General features: G+C 65.7%; 17 protein-coding genes and 1 pseudogene. 14 read left to right on the top strand and 4 right to left on the bottom strand.

What is annotated here, in order from left to right; translation table 11 throughout:
* The first annotated feature begins 14 nt into the window (after window positions 1–14).
* Together IB259_RS01930 and IB259_RS01925 are read left to right on the top strand one after the other, a co-directional pair.
* Window positions 15–1544 carry an AMP-binding protein gene (locus IB259_RS01930; RefSeq protein WP_054456530.1) on the top strand — a complete coding sequence of 510 codons (1530 nt, stop codon included), beginning with the start codon at window positions 15–17 and terminating at the stop codon, window positions 1542–1544.
* Window positions 1541–2269, top strand: a complete 729-nt coding sequence (locus tag IB259_RS01925) for a GntR family transcriptional regulator (RefSeq protein WP_054456529.1) — start codon at window positions 1541–1543, stop codon at window positions 2267–2269. The genes IB259_RS01930 and IB259_RS01925 overlap by 4 nt, the downstream gene beginning before the upstream one ends.
* Before the next feature lie 15 nt (window positions 2270–2284).
* Here IB259_RS01925 and IB259_RS01920 read toward each other — a convergent pair whose 3' ends face one another.
* Window positions 2285–3253: a LysR substrate-binding domain-containing protein gene (locus IB259_RS01920; RefSeq protein ID WP_054456528.1), complete on the bottom strand. Its 969-nt coding sequence runs from the start codon at window positions 3251–3253 to the stop codon at window positions 2285–2287.
* A 92-nt stretch (window positions 3254–3345) separates the two neighbouring features.
* Here IB259_RS01920 and IB259_RS01915 point away from each other — a divergent pair, with 92 nt between their 5' ends.
* Window positions 3346–6957 carry an ABC transporter ATP-binding protein gene (locus IB259_RS01915; protein WP_192327265.1) on the top strand — a complete coding sequence of 1204 codons (3612 nt, stop codon included), beginning with the start codon at window positions 3346–3348 and terminating at the stop codon, window positions 6955–6957.
* Here IB259_RS01915 and IB259_RS01910 read toward each other — a convergent pair.
* The gene (locus IB259_RS01910; RefSeq protein WP_175182262.1) at window positions 6929–9511 is read right to left on the bottom strand and encodes a penicillin G acylase; all 2583 of its coding nucleotides are present in this window, start codon (window positions 9509–9511) and stop codon (window positions 6929–6931) included. The two genes, IB259_RS01915 and IB259_RS01910, sit on opposite strands and share 29 nt — an antisense overlap.
* Window positions 9512–9663: 152 nt before the next feature.
* Between IB259_RS01910 and IB259_RS01905 the strand changes: the two genes are divergently transcribed.
* Window positions 9664–10593, top strand: coding sequence for a LysR family transcriptional regulator (locus tag IB259_RS01905; protein ID WP_054456525.1), 930 nt, complete (start codon window positions 9664–9666; stop codon window positions 10591–10593).
* Here the strand turns inward: IB259_RS01905 and IB259_RS01900 are convergent.
* The gene (locus IB259_RS01900; RefSeq protein ID WP_175162573.1) at window positions 10571–11998 is read right to left on the bottom strand and encodes an MFS transporter; all 1428 of its coding nucleotides are present in this window, start codon (window positions 11996–11998) and stop codon (window positions 10571–10573) included. The two genes, IB259_RS01905 and IB259_RS01900, sit on opposite strands and share 23 nt — an antisense overlap.
* Window positions 11999–12013: 15 nt before the next feature.
* On the opposite strand from IB259_RS01900, the pseudogene IB259_RS01895 reads away from it, so the two are divergent.
* Window positions 12014–12705 (top strand): annotated as a pseudogene (locus tag IB259_RS01895) (TetR/AcrR family transcriptional regulator).
* Between the two features lie 31 nt (window positions 12706–12736).
* On the opposite strand, the gene IB259_RS01890 reads toward IB259_RS01895, so the two are convergent.
* Window positions 12737–13645: a LysR substrate-binding domain-containing protein gene (locus IB259_RS01890; RefSeq protein WP_054456522.1), complete on the bottom strand. Its 909-nt coding sequence runs from the start codon at window positions 13643–13645 to the stop codon at window positions 12737–12739.
* 139 nt (window positions 13646–13784) lie between these two features.
* Between IB259_RS01890 and IB259_RS01885 the strand changes: the two genes are divergently transcribed.
* The 9 genes from IB259_RS01885 to IB259_RS01845 all read left to right on the top strand — a co-directional run bounded on the left by IB259_RS01885 (window position 13785) and on the right by IB259_RS01845 (window position 23285).
* Entirely contained in the window at window positions 13785–14180 is a 396-nt protein-coding gene (locus tag IB259_RS01885; RefSeq protein ID WP_054456521.1) for a RidA family protein, read from the top strand.
* A gap of 1 nt (window position 14181) precedes the next feature.
* Complete coding sequence (locus tag IB259_RS01880; protein ID WP_192327262.1) at window positions 14182–15324, top strand: NADH:flavin oxidoreductase; 1143 nt, start codon at window positions 14182–14184, stop codon at window positions 15322–15324.
* 52 nt (window positions 15325–15376) lie between these two features.
* The gene (locus tag IB259_RS01875; protein ID WP_054456519.1) at window positions 15377–15889 is read left to right on the top strand and encodes a sigma-70 family RNA polymerase sigma factor; all 513 of its coding nucleotides are present in this window, start codon (window positions 15377–15379) and stop codon (window positions 15887–15889) included.
* The gene (locus tag IB259_RS01870) at window positions 15886–16854 is read left to right on the top strand and encodes a FecR domain-containing protein (protein WP_192327259.1); all 969 of its coding nucleotides are present in this window, start codon (window positions 15886–15888) and stop codon (window positions 16852–16854) included. Before IB259_RS01875 ends, IB259_RS01870 begins: the two co-directional genes overlap by 4 nt.
* Before the next feature lie 239 nt (window positions 16855–17093).
* Window positions 17094–19472, top strand: coding sequence for a TonB-dependent receptor (locus IB259_RS01865; protein WP_225596759.1), 2379 nt, complete (start codon window positions 17094–17096; stop codon window positions 19470–19472).
* A gap of 56 nt (window positions 19473–19528) precedes the next feature.
* A complete protein-coding gene (locus tag IB259_RS01860) occupies window positions 19529–20419 on the top strand; it encodes a LysR family transcriptional regulator (protein ID WP_054456516.1) in 891 nt (296 codons plus the stop codon).
* Window positions 20420–20662: 243 nt separating this feature from the next.
* Window positions 20663–21646, top strand: coding sequence for a DUF1852 domain-containing protein (locus IB259_RS01855; protein WP_192327254.1), 984 nt, complete (start codon window positions 20663–20665; stop codon window positions 21644–21646).
* A gap of 27 nt (window positions 21647–21673) precedes the next feature.
* A complete protein-coding gene (locus IB259_RS01850) occupies window positions 21674–22702 on the top strand; it encodes a methionine synthase (protein WP_118933039.1) in 1029 nt (342 codons plus the stop codon).
* Between the two features lie 73 nt (window positions 22703–22775).
* Entirely contained in the window at window positions 22776–23285 is a 510-nt protein-coding gene (locus tag IB259_RS01845) for a flavin reductase family protein (protein WP_054456513.1), read from the top strand.
* Window positions 23286–23715: the final 430 nt, after the last annotated feature.

The raw sequence follows: 23715 nt of genomic DNA, 5'->3' as shown, positions 1-23715 counted from the left end.
ACCCAGAGACCGCCATGCATCTCAGCTCTCTCTTTCACCGCAGCGCCACTATTTACGCCGATCAGCCCGCGCTGGCAGCCGGCACCCGCGATCCCCTCAGCTACGCCCAGCTTCAGGCCCGGGTGCAGGCGCTGGCCGGCTGGCTGCGCGGCCCGCTGGGCCTTTTGCCCGGCCAGCGCGTCATGCTGGCGCTGCGCAACCACCCCAGCTACATCGAATCGATGCTGGCCATCTGGCACGCCGGCCTCTGCGCCGTGCCGGTCAACGCCAAACTGCATCCCAACGAACTCGAATACATCCTGCGCGACAGCGATGCGCGCCTGTGCCTGTCGCAAGGCGAATTGCTGCAGGCGCTGGCGCCCGTCGCCCGCAGCTTGCCAGCGACGCGCGTGGTGGACGTGGAGTCGGCCGAATACGCGGCCGGCGCCCTGGGCCAGCCCTTGCCCCTGGAAACGCGTCCGCCCCAGGACCTGGCCTGGCTGTTCTATACCAGCGGCACTACCGGCAAGCCCAAGGGCGTCATGCTCAGCCATGCCAACCTGGTCGGCATGTGCCTGAACTTCTATGCCGACGTGCAGCCGGTACAGCCCGGCGACGCCATGGTCCACGTGGCGCCGCTGTCGCACGGCGGCGGCCTCTACAGCATTCCGTACTGGCTGCACGGCGCCTTGCAGATCGTGCCCGACAGCGGCGGCCTGGACGAAGAAGAACTGTCCGGGCTGCTGACGCACTACCGCAACGTCAGCCTGTTCGCCTCCCCCACCATCGTGCAGCGCATGGTGCGCCACGCCCGTCAGGCAGGCGGCCCGCCGCCCGGCCTGCGCACGCTGATCGTGGGCGGCGCGCCGTTCTACATCGAAGACATCAAGGACGCGGTGGCCTGCTACGGCGCGCGCGTGGCGCAGATCTACGGACAGGGTGAAAGCCCCATGTCGATATCGGCCTTGTCCGCCGTCCAGATCGCCGACGCCGTGGCCCGCAACGATGACGCGCTGCTGGGCTCGGTGGGGTACATCCAGTCGGCCATGGACGTCGAAATCCGCGAGGCCTCCGGCCGGCCGGCAGCCCCTGGCGAATTGGGCGAAGTCGTCGTCAGCGGGCCGACCGTAATGCAGGGCTACTGGAACAATCCGCGCGCCACCGCCGACACGCTGGCTGGCGGCTGGCTCCATACGGGCGATATCGGCATCCTGGACGAACGCGGCCTGCTGCACCTGAAGGACCGCTCCAAGGACGTCATCATCAGCGGCGGCACCAACATCTATCCGCGCGAAGTGGAAGAGGCGCTGATGCGCCACGACGCGGTGCAGGAGGTCTCGGTGGTCGGCAGCCCCGACCCCGAATGGGGCGAGTCGGTGCTGGCCTTCGTGGTGCTCAAGCCCGGCGCCCGGACCTCCGAGCAGGATCTGGACCGGCTCTGCCTGGAATCCATCGCGCGCTTCAAGCGCCCCAAGCGCTACGTCTTTCTGGAGGAGCTGCCCAAGAACAGCACCGGCAAAGTGTTAAAACGCGAACTCCAACAACGCGCGCTTCCGACTCCATGACCCAAGCTTTCCCCCTCTTTGGCCGCACCGCTGTCAGCCAGACCGAAAAGGCCTATTGCGCCCTGGAGGAAATGATCGTCACCGGCGAACTGCCGCCTGGCAGCCAGTGGTCGGAAACCACCCTGAGCGAACGCGTCGGCATCGGCCGCTCGCCGGTGCGCGACGCCCTGCAGAAGCTGGCGTTCCAACGCCTGGTGGAAATCGCCCCGCGCCAGGGCATCTTCATCTCAGAGATCGACTACCAGGGCCAGTTGAAGATCATCCAGGCGCGCCGCGAGATCGAACGGCTGATCGTGGCCCAGGCCGCGCAGTGGGCCGACGACGGCGAACGCGCCGAATTGGCGCAACTGGCCCGTGAACTCGAAGACCTGAAGGCCGTCAACGACATGCGCATGTACATGCGCCTGCATTTCACCCTGACCAGCCAGATCGGCGCCGCCTCGCGCAACAGCTACGCGGCCGAGTTCCACGCCATGCTGCAGACGCTGGCGCGGCGTTTCCTGTACTTCCACCAGAAGCGCCACCCGGACCTGGTGCAGATCTGCGAGCTGCACATCCAGCAGATCAACGCCATCGTGGAGGGATCGGTGGAGCGCGCCATCGCCACGGCGGAGGCGCGCAACGACTATGCCGAGAACCTGGCGCGCAACATCCTGATGGAGCTGATCGTCACCTCGGCGGTCACCATCAGCAAGCCGCCGCGAGGCCGCAGCGGCGCAGACTGACGCCCGGGCGCGGCCTCAGCGCCCCGCGTCCGCCAGGTTCTGCCAGGCGCCGGTGCTGCGCCCCTCTTCCGCCAGGAACTCCACCAGCGTCGGCAAGGCGGCGTCCATCGGCCGGTTGGCCTGGATCCGCATCACGTAGCCCCAGGAGCCCGGCATGCGCAGGTGCGGCACCAGGGGCACCAGCCGGCCGCTGGCCAGTTCCTCGTCAATCAGCGGCGCGCGGCCCAGCGCGATGCCGACCCCGGCAGCCGCGGCTGCCGCGACCGTGCTCAGGCCGCTCAGCACCATGGGTTCCTGCCAGTCGGATTCGGCCAGGCCCAGCCGCGGACTCCAGGTGCGCCAGTCGGTCTCCGGGCTGTCGACGTGCTTTTCCTCCAGCCAGCGATGGCGCAGGAACACGCCAGGATCGCCGCGCTCGGCCGGATCGACCAGCGACGGACTGCACACGGGCACCACGGTTTCGGTCATCAACGGGATGTCGCCGGGCTCGGCGATATGCGGCCCCATGGCGCGCACGTGCAGGAACGCCAGGTCGATGTCCTGGCTTTTCCAGGCCGGGTCCTGGCTGGCGTGCAGGTACACCTGGATGTCGATGCCGGGATGCAGCTCGATGAAGCGTCCGATGCGCGGGGCCAGCCACATGGCGGCCAGCGACGGGTTGGCGGAAACGTTCAGGGTATTGCGCCGTTTGCCCCGGGCGGAGGCCCGCACGTTGCGGCAGGCGGTCTCCAGCAGGGTCAAGGCCTGTTGCACGGATGCCAACAGGTCCGCGCCCGCCGCGGTGGTTTCTGCGCGGCGCACCGTGCCTCCGCGGCGCAGCAGCGCCACCCCCAGGTCCGCCTCCAGCGCCCGCAGTTGATGGCTGACGGCGCTCTTGGTCACGTGAAGTTCGGCGGCGGCGCGGCTCAAGCTGCCCAGGCGGGCTACGGCCTCGAAGGCGCGCAGGGCCGCCAGGGGCGGCGTGTGGTTGGGAAGATCGGCCATGGGTCAAGTCTAGCTCAACCCTAGATTGAAAAACTATCGCTATCGCCGGGTCGCGGGATCGGGGACCATGCAAGCACTGAAAGGAGTTTGCTATGTATTTCGATTCGCGCCTTTGGCAGTTGACGGCGGGCTTGCGCGCCAGCATGGCGGGCGGCATTTTCCTGGGCCTGCTGGCCCTGGCCGCCGGCATCGCCCGTTACGTGTTCCTGGGCCAGTTGCTGGCCCGCGTATTCGATGGCGCACCGTCGCAGGACTGGCTCGCGCCGGCGCTGTGGGCCGCCGCCATGGTGCTGCTGCGCGCCTTCCTGGACCATTGGCGCACCGTGCAGGCCAACCGCTGCGCCGCCACCGTGCAGCATGCGCTGCGCGCGCGGCTTTATGACCGCATCGTGAGCCTGGGCCCGGCCTGGTTCGCCAACCAGCGCACGGGCGGCGTGATGCTGACGGTGGTCGACGGAGTCGAGCAGTTGCAAGCCTTCTTCGGCCAGTACCTGCCGCAAGTCGCGATCGCCGCCGCAGCGCCCTTCGCCATCTTCGCCGTGATCGCGTTCTGGGACGTGCCCACCGCGCTGGTGTTCCTGGCGGCGGCGCTGTTCGCGCTGTTCGGCCCCATGGCCGTGCACATGCTGGACCGCCGCGCCAGCCTGGCCCGCAGCAAGTCCCTGAACGATTTCGGCGAGGACTTCCTGGACGCCGTGCAGGGCCTGCCCACGCTGAAGTCCTATGGCCAGGGCAAGGCCTGGGGCCAGCGGCTGGCCGCCCGCGCCCGCAGCCTGTCCGACAACACCTTCTGGGTACTTTCCGTCAGCCTCTTGACGCGCGGCATCAGCGACCTGGGCGTGGCCCTGGGCGCGGCGCTGGCGCTGACGCTGGGCGCCTGGCGCGTGGCTCACGGCGACATGAGCGTGGAAGCCCTGCTGATCGTGCTGATGGCCGGCACCGAGATCTTCCGCCCGCTGCGCGACCTGCGCTCGGTACTGCACCGGGGCATGCTGGGCCAGTCGGCCGCCGCCAGCATCCATGCGCTGACGGATGCGCAGCCGCTGACACCCGCCCCCGCCGCCGGCGGCAAGACCCCGGGCCGGCTCGCGCCCACCATCGAATTCGACAACGTGGCGTTTTCCTACACCCCCGAGCGCCGCGCCCACCAGGGCTTGAGCTTCCGGATCGCCGCGGGCGAACGCGTCGGCGTGGTCGGCCCCAGCGGCGCCGGCAAGTCGACCATCGTGCGCCTGCTGCTGCGCGAATGCCTGCCCCAATCCGGCAGCATCCGCATCGGCGGCCATGACGTGAACGAACTGGATACGCAGGCGCTGCTGTCGCACATCGCGCTGGTAAGCCAGGACATCACGCTGTTCCATGGCACCATCGACGACAACCTGCGGCTGGGCCGCCCCGACGCCACCCCCGAACAGGTGCGCGCCGCCGCCCGCGCCGCCAATATCGACGACTTCATCATGGCGCTGCCCGAGGGCTACGCCACCCGCATCGGCGAGCGCGGCCTGCAGCTGTCCGGCGGCCAGCGCCAGCGCGTGGCGATCGCCCGCGCGCTGTTGCGCGACGCGCCCATCCTGATCCTGGATGAGGCGCTGTCGTCGGTGGATACGGAAAACGAAGCGCTGATCCAGCAGGCGCTGGACCGCCTGATGGCCGGCCGCACGACCTTGATCCTGGCCCACCGCCTGGCCAGCGTCATCGGCGCCGACCGCTGCCTGGTGCTGGACCAGGGCCGGGTCGCGGAGGAAGGACCGCACGCAGAACTGATGCGGCAAAACGGCCTGTACTACCGCCTGATGCACGAACAGGCGGCCGCGCACCGCAATCCGTCGGCGGGATCGCCTGCCTCCGCCGCTGCCGTCCCCGCGGAAACGACCGACCGCAACGCCTCCGGCGAAGAATCCGGCGCGCAAGGCCCGGCCCTGCGCTCGCTGGACGCGGACGCGGTCCAGGTCGGCTGGCGCGCCACGCTCGGCACCCTGCTCTCGGTGGTGCGGCCGTGGCGCGGCACGCTGACCGCCACGATCCTGCTGGGCGTGGCGCGGGTCGCGGCCTACATCGGCGTGGGCGTGTTCAGCGCGCTGATCGTCGCCGCCATCCGCGACGGCCGCGACTACTCGGCCCTGATAGCGGGCCTGCTGGTCGCCGCGCCGCTGGCCGCGCTGTTCCACTGGCTCGAATCCTGGCTGGCCCACGCCATGGCGTACCAGCTGCTGGCCGACATGCGGGTCAAGCTCTACGACAAGCTGGAGCGCCTGGCCCCGGCTTACCTGTTGCAGCGCCGCTCCGGCGACCTGGTGGCGCTGGCCACCCAGGACGTGGAAATGGTGGAGTACTTCTACGCGCACACCATCGCCCCCGCCATCGTCTCGGTCCTGGTGCCGCTGTCGGTGCTGGGTTTCCTGGGCGTCTACAGCTGGCCGGTGGCGCTGGCGCTGCTGCCCTTCCTGGCCTATGCGCTGGTGTCGCCGGTGCGCGGACGCCGCAAGGTCGACGCGCTGGGCGACAAGGCGCGCGAGGCGCTGGGCGAGATGAGCGCCCACACCACCGACACCATCCAGGGCCTGGCCGACCTGACCGCCTTCCAGGCCACCGGCCGCCGGCGCGATGAATTCCTGCGGGTGGCGGACCATTACCGTACGCGCCGCCTGGACATCCTGGACGACCTGTCGCGCCAGACCGCGGGCTTTGAAATCGCGATGGGCCTGGGCGGCCTGGCGGTGGCCGTCGTGGGCGCGCTGCAGGTATCGGCCGGCGCGCTGTCGGCCGGCATGCTGCCTTTGCTGGTGCTGATCGCCCTGGCGACCTTCTTGCCAGTCTCCGAGATCTCGCAGGTCAGCCGGCAATTGGCGGACACCATCGCCGCCACCCGCCGCCTGCATGTGGTCGCCAACGAGCCCGAACCCGTGACCGACGGACCGCTGCCGGCGCCCGTCTCCGCCCACGGCCTGTCGCTGGCCTTCGACCACGTGAGCTTCGCTTATCCAGGCAAGACCGCGGACACCTTGCGCGACCTGAGCTTCAAGGTGCCGGCCGGCGCCACCGTGGCGGTGGTGGGCGCATCGGGCGCGGGCAAGAGCACCGTGGCCAGCCTGCTGCTGCGCTTCTGGGATCCGCGCGCGGGACAGGTCAAGCTCGATGGCGTGGACCTGCGGGAACTGCAGCTGGACGGCCTGCGCGAACGCGTAGCGCTGGTGACGCAGGACACCTATCTGTTCAACGACACGCTGGAAGGCAACATCCGCCTGGCCCGCCCCGAAGCCAGCCCCGAGGACCTGGCGCGCGCGCTGGAACAGGCTGCGCTGGCGGACTTCGTGCGCGCCCTGCCGGAAGGCCTGGCGACGCGCGTGGGCGAACGCGGCATGCAGCTATCCGGCGGCCAGCGCCAACGCATCTCGATTGCCCGCGCCTTCCTGAAGAACGCGCCCGTGCTGATCCTGGACGAAGCCACCTCGCACCTGGACACCTTGTCGGAAATGCAGGTGCGCGGCGCGCTGGACGTGCTGATGCGCCATCGGACCACGCTGGTCATCGCGCACCGCCTGTCGACGATACGCGATGCCGACCTGATCCTGGTGCTGGATCGCGGCACGCTGGCGGAGGCCGGAACGCACGACCAGTTGCTCAGACGGCAAGGGGTCTATGCGCGCCTGGCCAGCCACCAGGGCGGCTACGCCGTCAATAGCGCAACGTCTCTACCGACTTAGCGTTGGCGCGCACTTCCGCATCCGTGAACCAGACCCGCTTGTTGCCGAAGCTGGTGTACAGGTCGAACTGGTCGCGGATGTGGGGCGACGGCGTGCCGTCCGGGGCGACAAAACCGCTTTGCCCCGGCGCCACCACGTCCACCGCGCGCACGCCTTTGCCATCGAACACCGTCATATTGTTCTCGGTGCCGCGGTTCTGCGTGGCCGGAAAGCTCAGCACCGCCTTGTCATCCGCCTGCGGCACGCCCAGGAAATTCTTGGGCGCGAACACCATGGGCGGCGCGGGTATGCGCCAGCTTGCCGGATCCTGGCCATAGGCCTTCTGCAAGGCCGCCAGCGCATCGTCCAGCGCGGCCAGGCTCACGTCCCGCGGCCGCTGGCCATTGAAGAAGTCGTACTTCTGCGGCACGCCCGAATCGCGGCCGGCCAACGCGTTGAACAGCGCCTTCACCCCCACCGTCAGGTTGACCGAACCCGTGGCGGGCGCCGCCTGTGTCGGATAGCCGGTGGCGCTGTACCACTTGAAAAAGTCCGCGGGCATCTCGTCGGCCAGCGTGCGCTTGAGCATGGCGCGCAGCCAGGCGTCCATCACGGCAGGTCCCGCGTTGTCGTAGTAGCCGGCCTGCTTGTCGCTGGTGGCCATGCCGTCCCAGGACGCCAGCCCCGCAACCAGCCCGGCCCGCGCATCGTCCGCCGGCAAGCCCTGCACCGCCTGCTGCAGATACGGCAGGAAGTGGCGGCGGTTGACGTCGGCATAGCTGGTGGTGCGGATCAGGTCCCACATCTGCTGCGCGCTGACCTTGCCGCCGTTGGCCGTCATGGCTTTCAGGCGGGTCTCGATCTCGGCGTAGCGGTCGGCCTGGCCCCACACGATGGCGAACAGGTCAGTGGACGGATAACCGCGCATGGGCTGGTTGTTCCAGTTGGCGATGAAGCCCTGGCGCGGGTTGTAGACCTGCGGATTGGTCGAGAACGGCAGCATGCCGTCCCAGTCCATCTCGCCCGTGCCCGGCACGGGCAGGCGCGGATCATGGCCCGGACGACGCTTGGGATAGAAGCCCGTGTGCGCGTAGCCGATGTTGCCCTTGTCGTCGGCGTAGTACCAGTTGATGGTCAGCGCGTGGCGCGCCGCCTGCTGCTTCCACTGGTCCCAGTTGCGCGACTGCGCCTTGTGGGTCCAGGCCATCAGCGATTGCAGCTCATAGCCTTCCCATGCGCGCGCCTTGGCATAGGCCACGTGCTGCTTGTCGTCGAACTTGGTGACGATGCCGTGCACCGTGCGGTACACGTCCATCACCACCGGCTGCCCATCCTTGACCTCGATGAGCTCGGTGCGCTTTTCCATCGTCTTCCAGACGCCATCGTGGAAGTAGCGAGTGCGGTCGTTCGGGTCGAGCTTTTCGGCGTAGATGTCCACGTCGTCGCCAAAGCCCGCGGTCGAGCCCCAGGTCACGTGCGCATTGTGGCCGAACAGGATGCTGGGATAGGCGAACGGCGTGTTGCCCACCACGTCGAAACCCGCGCCGTGCAGGCCAATGCCGTAGGTGTAGGCGGGATTCCACCAGCCGAACTGCGGCCCGTTCAGCAGGATGGAACGAGCGTCCTTGGCGTGGTCGCGGCCCACGATCCACATGTTGCTGGTGGTCGGAAAACCGGCGATGCCCGGCTGCCCCGATTCCGCGAACTGCGCCAGCAGGCGCGCCGACGCGGCCGCGGGCGTCTCATCCAGCACGCCGCGCGTCTGCGGATCGCGCGCCACGCGTTCCAGCATGGGCGGCGTGCCGTCGTAGCGCGGCAGCGCATAGGACAGCCTGGCGGACGGCTTGGCGCCATCGGGCCGGTACACGCCCTCTTCCTCGGGCACGGTGGTGGGCGCGCGGCTGTCGGTCATCCAGCGCAGCTGGTTGAAGATCTGCATGGCGCGCTCGTCGCCATGCTGGTCCTTCAGGGCAGTCAGCAGCGCCAGGTTGTCGATCTCGCTGTTGGCATCGGAAAAACGATTGGCCATAGTGCCCACGAACACCATCGCCACGTCATAGGCCGTCCAGTCCGCGGGCTGGAAGCGCAGATCGTTGAATTCCTTGGGCATCAGGCTGCCGGGCTCGGCCCGCACCCGCGCGATCCAGGCGTTCATGCCGGCCGCATAGCCGTCCAGAATCTGCCGCTCGGATGCGGGCAGCGCGGCCAATTGGCGCTGGATGCGCTCGGGCGAGAAATTGCCGCGGATGGATTTGTCGAACGCCACCATGGGCTGGCCCAGCACCTCGGCCACGCGGCCCTGGGTACTGCGCCGCGCCATTTCCATCTGGAACAGGCGGTCCTGCGCCACCGCATAGCCGTAGCCATAGAAAATGCCGTACACGGTGTTGGCGTACACATGGGGCATGCCATAGCCGTCGCGCCGGATCGTGACCTGGCCGCTGGCCGCGCCGGCCGGACGCAACGCGGCCTCGGACTGCTTCTGAGCGTGCTGCTGGACTTCCTGGGCATGGGCTTGGGCGCCCATGGCCGCGCAGGCCGCCAGGATGGCGGCCGACAACAAGTGCTGCTTCATTCGAATCTGTCTCCGTATTTGACGAGCCGCGCCGCGGTGCGAGTCCCGGGCACGGTTTGCGGCGCCTCTGCGGGCGTCGTCTGGGACCATGATACGAACAGCCTATTTATAATTCCAATGCATTTATTTCATAGTATTTATGCGGCTTGGACATGGATTTCCAGAAACTCAAACACCTGCTGGCGGTGGTCGAACACGGCACTTACTCGCGCGCCGCAGAGGCGGTCAACCTGTCGCAACCGGCGCTCAGCCGCAGCATCCAGGCGCTCGAAGCCGAACTGGGCCTGCCTCTGCTCGACCGCGGCACCCGTCGCGTGCGCCTCACGCCCTACGGCGCCTGCGTAGCCGAACGCGCGCGCCGCATGCGCTTCGAAGAAGCGGAGCTGCAGCGCGAACTGAAAACACTGCACAGCGGCGAATCGGGCACGCTGTCCATCGGCCTGAGCCCGGCGCCCGCATCGCTGCTGCTGTCGCCCTTCCTGGCCCACATGGCAGAGCGCCATCCCCAGGTACGCGTCGGCGTCGAACTGGGCGCCACCGCCGCCTTGCTGGAAATGCTGCGCGACGAACGCATCGACGCCATGGTCTGCGACGCCCGCATGCTGTATGACGCGGCCGACCTGGAGACCCGCGCCCTGCCCCCGCTGCGCGCGGGCCTGGTGTGTCGCAAGGGCCATCCCATCCTTGCCCACAAGCGGCCCGGCATAGAACAGGTCCGCCAGTACCCCGTGGCATCCACCACTCTCAGCCCGGAAGTCTCGCTGCGGCTCGCGGAAACCCTGGGGCCGGGCGGCGCGCCGGAACAAATGGTCACCCACCGCTGCGAGAATCTGGACGCGCTGGTGGAACTGGCGCTGCGCACGGACGCCTTGCTGCTGGGCGTGATCTGCGTCACGCGGCAGCAGCAGGAAGCCGGGCTGCTGGTCGAAGTGCCGATCCCGTCCGACCCGCAGCGCCAGGGGCACTATGCGCTGGCCCGGCTGGCGGGGCGCACTCCGTTGACGGCACAGGATGCGCTGTATGAGTTCACCCGGGAATGTTGGAACGGATTCTTGGCGCCTATCGGCGCGTCGCCAGCCTGAAAAGGACGAAGCTGAGCAGCGCAGCCGCAATGTTGTAAAGCATGGCCGCCGCCAGCGCGCCTCCGTAGATCGATGCGCCGTCGCTGGCGGGCAAGCTCCCCGCGGCCTCAAGCATCGTGAAGATGACGCCGCCCACTACCGCCACGCCCGCGGAAGTCCCGACGACTTGCAAGGTGCTGAGCATGCCGGAAGCCATGCCGGCCTGTTCCTCCTGCACCGCCCCCAGAATGGCGTTGAATGCCAGCGGGATCACCAGCCCTTGCCCCGCGCCATTCAGCACCAGTGACGCCACCAACAGCGCCAGATTCTGGGGCTGCGTGGCGGCGGTAACCGCGGACAGCGCCAAGCCCGCGGTAAAGACCAGCACACCGAACAGCAGCGCCCCGCGTCCATAGCGGGTGGCCAGTTTCGGACCGGCAAGCGACGCGCCAAAGAACGCCAGCGCCGAAGGCGTGAACACGGCGCCCGCCGCCAGCGGCGCGAACCCCAGCCCGAACTGCAACAGCAGCGTCAACGCGAAGAAGAACGAACTGATGGCTGAAAAAAAGAAAAACACCGCGCCTATGCCTGCCACGAATGGCCGGTTGGCAAACAAGCCCATATCCAGCACAGGCACGCCACCGCGCCGGGCCAGCGCTTTCTCATAGCGGACGAAATACGCCAGCACACCCAACGCCAGCACGGGCCCCGCAAGCGACCACCAGGGCCATCCATGCTCTCGTCCCTCCATGACAGGCACCAGGATCAGGGCCAGCCCGGCAGCGCCCGCAAGCGCGCCGCGCAGGTCCACCCGCGTCGGAACCGGCGCGCGCCATTCGGGAAGCGCCCGCCGCCCCGCCAGCAATGCAGCAATGCCGATCGGGACGTTGATGAGAAACACCAGTCGCCACCCCAAGTCCAGCGGATTCAGCGTGATGAGCATGCCGCCCAGCAACTGTGAAATGCTTGCGGCCACGCCCTGCACCGCGCCCATGATGCCGAACGCGCGCCTGCGCGCCTCGCCCTCGAACACCACTCTTATCGAAGCCAGCACCTGCGGCATCAGCACGCCCGCCCCCACGCCCTGCAGGGCGCGCGCCAGGATGAGCTGCCACGGCGTGACCGCCACCCCGCATAACGCCGAAGCCACGGTGAACAGCCCCATGCCGGCCAGGAACAAGCGCCGCCGCCCGAACAGGTCGCCCAAACGCGCGCCATTGATCAGGCACAAGCCATAAGCCAAAGCGTAAGCCACCACGATCAGCTGCAAATCGGTATCCGATGCCGACAAGCCGCTCTGGATGCTGGGCAATGCGACATTGACGATGAAGAGATCCAGGATCGTCACGAAGTTGCCCGTCAACAGCACAGCGAGGGCGCGCCAGGGGCGGTTCTTTTCAGCTTGCAGCGCAAATTCAGCGTTCATTCTTCACATTTATATATGTACGATCGTATTTATAGTATCGTGAAAGAATGAAACCCGTGCAAGCAGAAAAACAAGGTCCGATGAAACCGTTGCCCCCCTCTCCCCCATCCGATGGCCGCCGCTTGCGCGGCGAGCGCGCGCGAGCCCGCGTGCTCGACGAAGCCGTAAAGCTCCTCTCCGTCGAAGGACTGGGCGGCCTGACCTTCGGCCAGGTGGCCGACTTGGCTGAAGTGGGAAAAAGCAATCTTCAGGTTCTGTTCGGCGACAAGGAAAACCTGCAACTGGCGGCCTTGGCCCATGCGATAGGCCTGTACCAGACCCAGGTTGTCGAGCCAGCCATGCGCAAGCGCACGCCGCTGACGCGGCTGCGCGCCCTGATGAACGGCTGGTTCGACTTCGTGGAAACCCGCCAGCTTCCGGGCGGCTGCGTCATCACCGCGGTAAGCAGCGAATATCGTGCGCGTCCCGGCCCCTTGCGCGACGCCATCCAGCAATACCGCGAAGCAGGACGCACGCGTCTTTACGGATTGATCCGCGAGGCCCGGGCGCAGGGACAAATCGCAGCCGACGCCGACGAGGCAAAACTGGTCATGGAGCTGCTGGCCTACCAGGCATATGCCAACGTCGCCGCGTCGATGGACGACCATGCGGAGTTCGGCCGCGCCAAGGCGGCTGCCATGGAAGTGCTTGCAAAAGCGGCTCGCTGACAACGGCGAACCCGGGTTCCGGCCAGGCCGCCTACGCTTTCTTGCGGCCCGGTTCTTGCGCCGCCGCCTGCATGCTCAACCAATGCGCAACCGCCTGGACAGGCGCCGAGGGCGGCCGGTCGGCGGGCATGGCCAGATGGTAGGTATGCCCGGCGATCTCCGGGCCGAAGGGCTGCACCAGATGGCCCGCTTCCAATTCTTCGGCGATCAACGCCAGGCTGACCAGCGCCACGCCATGGCCGGCGACGGCGGCCTGTATGGCGTGGCCTTCATCGGAAAAGCGCAACTGGCCCGCCTGCCGCGGCAAGGAACGCTGCGCGACCGCGAACCAGCGCTCCCAGGTCGGATTGTCCGGATGGGACCACTTCCAGTTGAAACGGATCAAGGGCACGCCGGCCAGATCGTCCGGCGATGCCACGCCCAGCCGCGGATTCGCCACGGGCGCGAAGCGGTCCGTGAACAGCGGCTGCGCGACGAGGCCCGGATACGGCCCGCGGCCATAGCGGATCGCGATGTCGACCGCGGCCGATCGCAGATCGACCACGTCGTCGCTGGCTTGCAACTGCAGATCGATGCCCGGATGCTTGCTGCGGAAATCCGCCATGCGCGGCACCAGCCATTTCACCGTGAACGCGTTGGTCGCGGAGATGGTCACCTGCATCCGCGTGCGCTGCTGCGTCAGGCGCGCCAGCGCCGCCTCGAAGGCATCGAAACCATCCCGCAGCACAGGATAGAGCTGCGCGCCCGCCTCGGTCAGCGACACCCTGCGCACGTGGCGATCGAACAGCGCCAGCCCGGTCTGCGCTTCCAACGCGCGGATCTGATGGCTGACGGCGGTCGGCGTGACGGCCAGTTCCTCGGCGGCGGCCTTGAAACTGCCCAGGCGCGCAGCGGCCTCGAATACGCGCAGTCCAGAGAGCGGAAGAGATCGGCGTTGCATGGTCATGGATGAGATTTTCTCATCTTATAGCTGATAAATGAACCTTTGTCAGCGTCCCGGCAGATTCCTACATTTACGGCATGGACCAGCGATTCTCGCGCTGATTCACAGATCAACCATAAATGAAGGAAATCGCATCATGCTACAGCGCGTCATCACCCAGCCCGACAACTACGAACCCTTCCTGCTGTCGCAAGGCATCCAGTTCGGCAATCTGCTGTTCATCTCCGGCCAGGCTGGCGCCGGCGATGACGGCAAGATCGTCGAGGGCGGCTTTCTGGCCCAGGGCGAACAAGCCTTCCTGAACTTGCGCCGCGCGCTCGAAGCCGGCGGCTCCAGCCTGAAGGACGTCATCAAGGTGACCATCTTCGTCACCGACATGGGGCACTTCCAGGACGTGGTCACGCTGCGCCGCCGCCACTTCTCGGCCCCCTACCCCGCCGACACGATCGCCGAGATCAAGGCGCTCTACGACCCGGCCGCCATGATCGAGATCGAGGCCATCGCGGCCGTCCGTCCGCAGGAGGGCCGTTGACATGGGCGCGCTCGACTATCGTACGAACGACGCGGCGCAGGCCGCACTGTTCACGCCGCTGCAGCTGGAAAGGGGCCTGACCCTGACCAATCGTCTCGCCGTCGCACCCATGACCCGCGTCAGCGCCACGGAAGATGGCCGCGCCACGCCGCAGATGGCCGATTACTACGCAGCCTTCGCGGCCGGCGGCTTCGGCCTGGTGATCACCGAGGGCATCTATACCGACCGGGCGCATGCGCAGGGCTACCTGTTCCAGCCCGGCCTGACCGACGACGCCCAACGTGACGCCTGGCGCGCCGTGGTCGACCGTGTACATGCGCACGGCGGCCGCATCGTCGCGCAGCTCATGCATGCGGGTGCGCTGTCGCAGGGCAACCCATACCGCGGCACGACGAAGGGTCCCTCGGCCGTACAGCCCAAGGGACAGCAGATGGCGTTCTATCGGGGCGATGGGCCGTACCGGACGCCTGAAGCCATGTCGGACGTGGACATCGCGGAGGCCATCGACGGCTTTGCCCAGGCCGCGCGCCGGGCGCAGGAGGCCGGCTTCGACGGCGTCGAGATACACGGCGCCAACGGCTACCTGCTGGACCAGTTCCTCACCACCCACACCAATCTGCGCACAGACCGCTATGGCGGCAACCTGGACAACCGGCTGCGCTTGACGCTGGAAGTCATCCAGGCCGTACGCCAGGCTACGGGGCAGCGCTATGTCGTGGGCGTGCGCAGCTCCCAGGGCAAGGTCAATGACTTCACCCACAAGTGGGAAGGCGGCGAGGCGGATGCGGCGCAGATCTACCGCACGCTGGGCGCCCAGCCCATCGACTACCTGCACACGACCGAGTTCGAGGCCTGGCGTCCGGCTTTTGGAGATCAGGGCCCAAGCCTCGCGGCATTGGCGCGGCGGCACGTCGCGGTCCCGGTGCTGGCCAACGGATCGTTGCATGACCCGATGGCGGCCAACGGGATGATGGCGCGGCAGGAAGCGGACTTCGTTTCGCTCGGGCGTGGCGCGCTGACACATTCCGATTGGCCCGCAAGATTGCGCGCGGGCGCGGCGCTGGAGAGTTTTGATCGGGGGTTGCTGGCGCCGATTGCGGATCTGGCCAATGCGGCGCGGCATCGCGAGGCACGCCCGGAATGATGATCCTATACAATTAGCAATCATTCCCATTAGCGTTTGAACGGAAGCCCCCTTGCCTAGCGCCGACTTTGCCTCCTCCGACGATTTCGTCAGCCTGTATCGAGAGCATCATGGCTGGCTCGTGCAGATGCTGCGCCGCCGGCTCAGCGGCAATACCGAAAACGCCGCGGACCTGGCGCACGACACCTTCGAACGCGTCATGCGCAGCGAGTCGCGCGCGGCGTTCGCCGAGCCGCGCGGTTTCCTCACCACCGTCGCCAAGCGCCTCCTTATCGACCAGTCGCGCCGCCGCGCGGTGGAACAGGCCTATCTGGAAACGCTGGCCTCGCGCAGCGAGGCCGTCGAGCCCAGTCCCGAAACGCATGCGCTGGTGATGGAGGCGCTGAACGCCGTATGCCGCATGCTGGAGCAGTTGCCGCCGCGGGCGCGCCGGGTCTTCGTGCTGGCGCAGGTGGAAGGCCTGCCCTACCGCGACATCGCCCAGCAGCTCGACATTTCGGTGGCGGCCGTGCAGCGCGACATCGTCAAGGCCTGGGAGCATTGCTACGCGGTGCTGTACGCATGAGCGCCACCCAAGCCGAACGGCTGCATCCCGACATCATCAAGCAGGCGGCGCTCTGGATGATGCGGACCGGGGACGCGCCCGATGCGGCCACGCAAGCCGCCTGTGCGGCATGGCGTCAGGCAGACGCGCGCCACGAACTGGCTTGGCAGCGCCTGCAGGGCATCGGGCGCGAGGTCCACACCATCAACATCGGCAAGGTGTCCGAGGGCGCCGCCAGCCAGACCATCCTGCGTTACTGCGAGCAGCGTTCGCGCCGCAGCGTCATGAAATGGGCCGCGGGCGGCATCTGCCTGGGCACGCTGGCATGGGCGGGCGCGCGCGAAGGCTGGTGGGAAGGCAGCACCGTCTATCGCACCGCCACCGGCGAGCAGCGGACCATGACCCTGCCCGACGGCACCCTCCTGACGCTGAACACCGACACTGCCGTGGCGTTGCGCTACGACGCGCAGCAACGCCGCGTCACGCTGCGCAGCGGAGAAATCCTGATCTCAACGGGCGCGGATGGCGCCGGACGCCCCTTCAGCGTGCAGACCCGGCACGGCCTGCTCACGCCGCTGGGCACGCGCTTTACCGTCCGCCAGCTGGACGACAGCGATGGCTCGACGCGGCTTGCCGTCTTTGAAGGGGCTGTGCGCGTGGATCCCGCCGGGCGGGTCGTGCATGCCGGCGAACAGGCGGAATTCGACGGACGCACGCTGGCCCCCGCAACCCGTGTCGACGGCACGGAGCCTGCCTGGGCCGCCGGCATGCTGGTCGCGAACCGCATGCGGCTGGACCAGTTCCTCGCGGAACTGGGGCGCTACCGCGTCGGCATCCTGCGTTGCGACCCCAGGGTGGCGGACCTCGAAGTCACCGGGGCGTTCCGCATCGACGACACCGACCGGGCGCTGGAAGTCCTGGCCGGCGTGCTGGACCTGAGGCTGCGATACCGCACGCGCTACTGGGTCAGCGTCGATCGCGCCTGACGTGCAGAGCCTCAGCCTGGGCGGTCTTCCAGGAAATTTGTAACGACGGCGAAGATTTTCGGATGTGGTTCGTTAGACATAGAGACAGACCCGAGGCGCCCGCGGTCTGGCCTTACCCATCGACGAACCAGGAAGCCCTCATGGCAGCACGCCATACACCCTCTACTCTTGCCGCGCCCCAGACCCCCGGGGCAGTCCCGGCGCGCTTGCGCCTTGCCGTCCATCTGGCCTTGGCCGCAATGGCCCCGCTCGCCGCGCCCGCCGTGTCCTGGGCCCAGCCCGCGACCGCGCAAGGGGTCGCCTTCGCCATCGCCCCCACGACGCTGGACGAAGCGCTGGGCCAGTTCGGCGTCGCCGCCAACGTCACCGTGGCCGCGTCGCCGACGCTGACCCGCGGGGTGATGACGCAAGGGCTTACAGGCCGCTACACCGCGGAACAGGGCCTCACGCGCCTGCTCGCAGGCACGGGCCTGCAAGCCGTGGCCAACGCCAACGGAGAGGGTTATCACCTGCGCCGCATTCCGCAGGGCGACGCGACCACGCTCGCGCCAGTCACGGTGACCGGCATGGCCGACCCGGCCGTCACCGAAGGCACGGGCAGCTATACCAGCGGGTTCGTGACCATAGGCAAGGGCGAGCAGACCCTGAAAGAGATTCCGCAATCGGTTACGGTGGTGACGCGCCAGCGCATGGACGACCAGAACGCCAACACGCTGGACGACGTGCTGGCCAATAGCACCGGCATGACGCTCTACAAGAGCCCGATGGGCGGCAACTACGTGTTCTCGCGCGGCTTCCGCGTCGACAGCTACCAGTTCGACGGCGTCAACCGCGCGTTCTATTACCCCCAGGCCAACAGCTTCACCAGCAGCACCGTGATCCTGGACCGGGTCGAAATCATCCGCGGCGCCACCGGCCTGCTGCAGGGCGCCGGCTCGCCCAGCGCCGCGGTCAACCTGGTGCGCAAGCGGCCGCTGGCCGAAAACCAGGTGCAGTTGTTAGCCAGCGGCGGCTCCTGGAACAACTACCGCGCCGACATCGATGCGACCGGCCCCTTGAACGCGTCGGGCTCCCTGCGCGGACGCGCCGTGGCCAGCTACAACGACCGGGACTACTTCTACGATAACGCCGACAGCCGCACCGGCGTGCTGTATGGCGTACTCAGCTACGACCTGGGCCCCGCCACCACCTTGACCGGCGGCGTCAGCTACGAAGAACTGCGATCCACGCCGTTCTTCCACGGCCTGCCCCACTACACCAACGGCGACGACATCGGGCTGAAGCGTTCGACTTCGCTCTCGCAAGACTGGAACCGCTGGAACGGCAAGCAGACCACCGTGTTCGCCGAGCTTGCGCACCGCTTCAACCAGGACTGGTCGCTGAAACTCACCGGGACTTCCACCCAGGAGTCCAACGATTCCAAATACGCCTTCACCGAAGGCGCGGTCAATCCGGCCACCGGACTGGGGCCGACGATGTACGCCGGCATCTTCGATTTCTCCACGCACAACAAGGCGCTCAACCTGGATGTGGACGGCGCGTTTGAGGCCCTGGGCCGCAAGCATTCGATCAGCGTGGGCGCCAGCATCAACGAACTGACCAGCAAGAACGATTTCGCGACCGCGCGACTGAACCGCGCCGTAAACGTCTGGGACCCGGATCACCATGTGCCCGAACCCACCGACGACTGGCTGCGCGAGAATGCCTACCGCGGCGCCGCGACCGTCATCACGATGAAGCAGACCGGCGTCTATGGCGTCGGCCGCTTCAAGCTGGCCGATCCGTTGACGCTGGTGGCGGGCGCCCGCGTCAGCTGGTACGAGAACACCGGCAAGTACCGGGACGACGGCAAGCAGTACACCGACCCCTACAAGGAAAACGGCGTCGTCACACCGTACGGCGGCCTGATCTACGCCTTCAATCCCCAGTGGTCCGGCTATGTCAGCTTTGCGGAAATCTTCGAGCCGCAGAACGCCGTGGACGCGTCGGGCCAGATACTCGACCCCATCATGGGCAAGAACTACGAAGCAGGCATCAAGGGCGAGCTGCTCGACGGCCGGGTCAACGCCTCGCTCGCGCTCTTCCGCGTCGACCAGAAGAACCGCGCCCAGCAAGACCTGGTCAGCGCATGCACCGTGGGCGACATCTGCTATCTGTCCAGCGGCAAGGTGCGCAGCCAGGGCGTGGACGCCGAAATCAGCGGCGAGGTGGCCCCGGGCTGGCAGCTGTTTGCCGGCTACACCTTCAACACCCTCAAGTTCCTGGACGACACCGAGGTATCAAGCACCAACTTCGGCCGCACGGTAACGCCCAAGCACATCCTGCGCCTGTGGTCCGACTACCGCCTGCCCGGCGAATGGTCGGCGTGGACCTTGGGCGGCGGCGTGAACTACCAGACCGGCAGCTACACGGAAACCCGCTCGGTGCGGGTCTCGCAGGCGCCGTACGCCGTCTGGAATGCACGCATCGGCTACAAGATCAACAAGAACTGGTCGGCGGCATTGAACGTGAACAACCTGTTCGACAAGACCTATTACCAGACAATAGGCGCGCCGGGCTGGGGCAGCTTCTACGGCGAGCCCCGCAACGCGACGCTGACGGTGCGCGGGACCTTCTGATAGAGCGAAACGATTAAGTAAAATGGTTTTATCTCAATAAACCATGAATTTTCATCATGCTTGATCGTGTCCATCTATCCATCGTGCAGGAGGTCGAAAAGCAGGGTTCGCTGACTGCCGCCGCTGGCGTCCTGCACGTGACGCAGTCGGCCCTGAGCCACAGCATGAAGAAGCTGGAGCAGCAACTGGGCACCGACATCTGGCTGCGCGAAGGCCGCAGCCTGAGGCTCACGCAAGCCGGCCAATACCTGTTGGCGGTGGCCAACCGGGTATTGCCGCAACTGACCCTGGCCGAAGAACGACTGCGCCAGTTCGCCCAGGGAGAACGCGGGTCGCTGCGCATCGGCATGGAATGCCATCCCTGCTATCAATGGCTGCTGAAGATCGTCTCGCCGTATCTGGCAGCCTGGCCGGATGTGGACGTGGACGTGAAGCAGAAATTCCAGTTCGGCGGCATCGGGGCGCTGTTCGGCTACGAAATCGACCTGCTGGTCACGCCTGACCCGCTGAACAAACCCGGGCTCGTGTTCGAGCCCGTGTTCGACTACGAACAAGTGCTGGTCGTCGCCGGCAACCACCCTCTTGCCCGGGAGGAGTACGTCACTCCCAAACAGCTTGCCAACGAAGTACTGGTGGCTTATCCGGTGCCGGTAGACCGGCTCGACATCTACAACATGTTCCTGACGCCGGCCGGCATCATACCCAAGCGCCACAAGGCCATCGAGACCACCGACATCATGCTGCAAATGGTCGCCAGCGGCCGTGGGGTGGCGGCGTTGCCGCGGTGGCTGGTGCTGGAGTACGCGGACACGATGCATGTGGTGCCAGTCCGCTTGGGCAAGAAAGGCATTGCCAAACACATCTATCTGGGTGCACGCGAGGCAGATATCGGCATCGACTATCTGCGCGCATTCATTGAACAAGCGAAAAAGCCTGCCACGGCTTGATTCGCGGCTGCGGCTGCTCGTCAGGCGGTCTGATCTTCCGGCAGATCGACCGCGCGCTCATCCATGAATCAGACTAATTGATCCATTAGATCAATTCACTTTTATTCATGGATTGCCCGACATAAACTACGCCCCCTGTACCGCCAAAGTCAAGACTGCTGAATAAAGAAAGAAAACAGGCAGCGCTGGAAAAGCAGGAAATAGACGCGGGTTTTATCTCAGGATTCAGGGCAGCAGAGCACCATGAGTAAAGAGTTTGCATTTGCCATCAAGAGCATTTGTTTCGATGAGGACTATCGTCCTTCAGACAATACGCGGATCACAACCAACTTCGCCAATCTGGCCCGGGGCACGAGTCGCCAGGAGAACCTGCGCAACACCCTCCGGATGATCGACAACCGCTTCAATGCCCTGGCGCATTGGGACAATCCCAAGGGCGACCGCTATGCCGTCAACCTTGAGATCATTTCCGTCGAGATGAGCATCCCCGGCGCAAGCAGCGGCAATGCCCTCCCCTTGATCGAAATACTGAAGACGAGCATCGTCGACAAGAAGACCAACGAACGCATCGAAGGCATCGTCGGGAATAACTTTTCCTCGTACGTGCGGGACTATGACTTCAGCGTGCTGCTGCTGGAACACACCAAGAACCAGCCGGTATTCAGCGCTCCAGAGAACTTCGGAGACCTGCACGGGAAGCTGTTCAAGTGCTTTGTAAATTCAAGCACTTACAGGCAGCACTTCAGCAAGCCGCCCGTCATATGCCTGAGCGTATCGAGCAGCAAGACCTATCATCGGACTGAAAACCAGCACCCTGTACTGGGCGTTGAATATCAGCAGGATGAATATTCCCTGACTGACGAATATTTCAAAAAAATGGGCATGAAGGTCCGCTACTTCATGCCGCCGAACAGCGCCGCGCCTTTGGCTTTTTACTTTTCCGGCGATTTGCTGAGCGACTACACCAATCTGGAGCTGATCAGCACCATCAGCACGATGGATACCTTCCAGAAGATATACCGGCCAGAGATCTACAACGCGAACTCCGCGGCAGGAAAATCCTACCAGCCCAGTTTGAAGCATCAGGATTATTCCTTGACCCGGATTGTCTACGATCGAGAGGAGCGTAGCCAATTGGCTATCGAGCAGGGAAGGTTTGTCGAGGAACACTTCATCAAACCGCACCAGGCGATTCTTGAGCAGTGGTCCGCCAACTACCCTCTTTGACCAATCAAAAATATCAAGGCATCTATTGTGAAAAAATTGCTCCCTACTTCCACTGCCGGCAGCTTGCCTAAACCCTCCTGGCTTGCTGAACCCGAGAAACTCTGGTCGCCCTGGAAATTGCAGGACGAGGGCTTGGCCGAAGGCAAGCAGGATGCGCTGCGTCTGTCGCTGCAGGAACAGCAGCACGCCGGCATCGATATCGTCAGCGATGGCGAACAAACGCGTCAGCATTTCGTGACGACGTTCATCGAGCACCTGGAAGGCGTGGACTTCGAGAACCGCAAGACCGTCAGGATCCGCGACCGCTACGATGCGAGCGTGCCGACGGTTGTGGGCGCCGTGGCGCGCCGCAAGCCGGTGTTCGTCGAAGATGCCAAGTTCTTGCGCCAGCAGACCAAGCAACCGATCAAATGGGCCTTGCCGGGTCCCATGACGATGATCGATACGCTTTACGACGGCCACTATCAAAGCCGCGAAAAGCTGGCGTGGGAATTCGCCAAGATTCTCAATCAGGAAGCCAGGGAGCTGGAGGCTGCGGGTGTCGACATCATCCAGTTTGACGAGCCCGCATTCAACGTGTTCTTTGACGAGGTGAATGATTGGGGCGTGGCCACGCTGGAAAAGGCCATTGAAGGGCTCAAGTGCGAAACCGCCGTCCATATCTGCTATGGCTATGGCATCAAGGCCAATACGGATTGGAAGAAGACGCTGGGATCGGAGTGGCGGCAATACGAAGAGGCTTTTCCCAAGCTGCAAAAATCCAGTATCGACATCGTCTCGCTGGAATGCCAGAACTCGCGCGTCCCTATGGATCTGATCGAACTCATCCGGGGCAAGAAAGTGATGGTGGGCGCCATTGATGTGGCAACCAATACCATTGAAACTCCCGAGGAAGTCGCCGACACCCTGCGCAAGGCGCTTCAGTTTGTCGATGCCGACAAGCTCTATCCTTGCACCAACTGCGGCATGGCTCCCTTGTCCCGCGCAGTCGCACGAGGCAAGCTGAGCGCCTTGAGCGCCGGCGCGGAAATCGTCCGCCGGGAACTCTCGAACTGATTCCCTGGCGGAAATGGTCGTCGCGCGGCTCGCGACGACCAAATCGAGCTGCACCCAGTATTCAACCCCCACTATGTCACTTTCCAGTACTGCGATCGAGCCCAGGCGCTTTCGCGAAGCTCTCGGGCACTACGCGTCCGGCATCACGGTAATCACATCGCAGATCGAAGGCGAGCCGATAGGCTTCACCTGCCAGTCATTCCACAGCGTTTCGATGAATCCGCCGTTGGTGTCGTTCAATGTGATGTGCAGTTCGGCCAGTTATCCCAAAATTCGCCAGGCGGGTCGATTCGTAGTCAATATCCTGTCCGACGAGCAAGTCAGGATTTCCAACCAATTCGCGCAGCGCGGCACGGACAAGTGGCACGACGTGGACTGGCAGGAATCGCCGCTAGGTAACCCGATCATTGCCGGCAGCCTGCATTGGCTTGATTGCGAGATTTATGCCGAACACGCCGCAGGCGATCACCTGATCGTGATTGGCGAGGTGAAAGCGTTGGATCTGCAAATCGCTGCTTCCACGCAGCCATTGCTGTATTTCAAAGGGCAGTATCGGAATATCGCCGCGCATGGCGCGATATAAGGTCTCGCCTCCTCCGCCCGGACACCGGCTTACAGCATCTGCCCATGAACGGGGTCTGAAGCCACCGCATTAGGCGACTGCAGCCGAGGCAGCCCGGAGCCATCCGAAGCGCAGCCCCACCGGGGCGAGCATCGGAATGGCGCAGGGCAGCCTCGGCGGCTAAAGAACGCCGACGTCCGCAAGCGCGAAGCCCTGCCGCTTCGGTGTTGTGAGGCGGGGTTCTTGAGTCGCCGACGTCCGGACTGCGGGATTCCGATGCTCGCCCCGGTGGGGCTGCGCTTCGGATCCCTCCGTCCGGCCCCCGCCTCACGGCATCTGCCCATGATCGGGTCCGAAACCAACGCATTAGGCGACTGCCAGCCGAGGACCCCGGAGCCATCCGAAGCGCAGCCCCACCGGGGCGAGCATCGGAATGGCGCAGGGCAGCCTC

Source organism: Achromobacter sp. ACM04 (assembly GCF_014851465.1).
GTDB lineage: Bacteria > Pseudomonadota > Gammaproteobacteria > Burkholderiales > Burkholderiaceae_B > Achromobacter > Achromobacter aegrifaciens.
Note: the sequence above shows the minus strand (reverse complement) of the source record. Positions and strands in the feature narration are given on the sequence as shown.

Coding starts and splice junctions, on each gene's coding strand:
- IB259_RS01855 (WP_192327254.1), top strand. CDS start 20,663: ATGAGTAAAGAGTTTGCATTTGCCATCAAGAGCATTTGTTTCGATGAG.
- IB259_RS01890 (WP_054456522.1), bottom strand. CDS start 13,645: ATGCAACGCCGATCTCTTCCGCTCTCTGGACTGCGCGTATTCGAGGCC.
- IB259_RS01915 (WP_192327265.1), top strand. CDS start 3,346: ATGTATTTCGATTCGCGCCTTTGGCAGTTGACGGCGGGCTTGCGCGCC.
- IB259_RS01845 (WP_054456513.1), top strand. CDS start 22,776: ATGTCACTTTCCAGTACTGCGATCGAGCCCAGGCGCTTTCGCGAAGCT.
- IB259_RS01910 (WP_175182262.1), bottom strand. CDS start 9,511: ATGAAGCAGCACTTGTTGTCGGCCGCCATCCTGGCGGCCTGCGCGGCC.
- IB259_RS01870 (WP_192327259.1), top strand. CDS start 15,886: ATGAGCGCCACCCAAGCCGAACGGCTGCATCCCGACATCATCAAGCAG.
- IB259_RS01885 (WP_054456521.1), top strand. CDS start 13,785: ATGCTACAGCGCGTCATCACCCAGCCCGACAACTACGAACCCTTCCTG.
- IB259_RS01880 (WP_192327262.1), top strand. CDS start 14,182: ATGGGCGCGCTCGACTATCGTACGAACGACGCGGCGCAGGCCGCACTG.
- IB259_RS01905 (WP_054456525.1), top strand. CDS start 9,664: ATGGATTTCCAGAAACTCAAACACCTGCTGGCGGTGGTCGAACACGGC.
- IB259_RS01925 (WP_054456529.1), top strand. CDS start 1,541: ATGACCCAAGCTTTCCCCCTCTTTGGCCGCACCGCTGTCAGCCAGACC.
- IB259_RS01900 (WP_175162573.1), bottom strand. CDS start 11,998: ATGAACGCTGAATTTGCGCTGCAAGCTGAAAAGAACCGCCCCTGGCGC.
- IB259_RS01865 (WP_225596759.1), top strand. CDS start 17,094: ATGGCCCCGCTCGCCGCGCCCGCCGTGTCCTGGGCCCAGCCCGCGACC.
- IB259_RS01860 (WP_054456516.1), top strand. CDS start 19,529: ATGCTTGATCGTGTCCATCTATCCATCGTGCAGGAGGTCGAAAAGCAG.
- IB259_RS01930 (WP_054456530.1), top strand. CDS start 15: ATGCATCTCAGCTCTCTCTTTCACCGCAGCGCCACTATTTACGCCGAT.
- IB259_RS01920 (WP_054456528.1), bottom strand. CDS start 3,253: ATGGCCGATCTTCCCAACCACACGCCGCCCCTGGCGGCCCTGCGCGCC.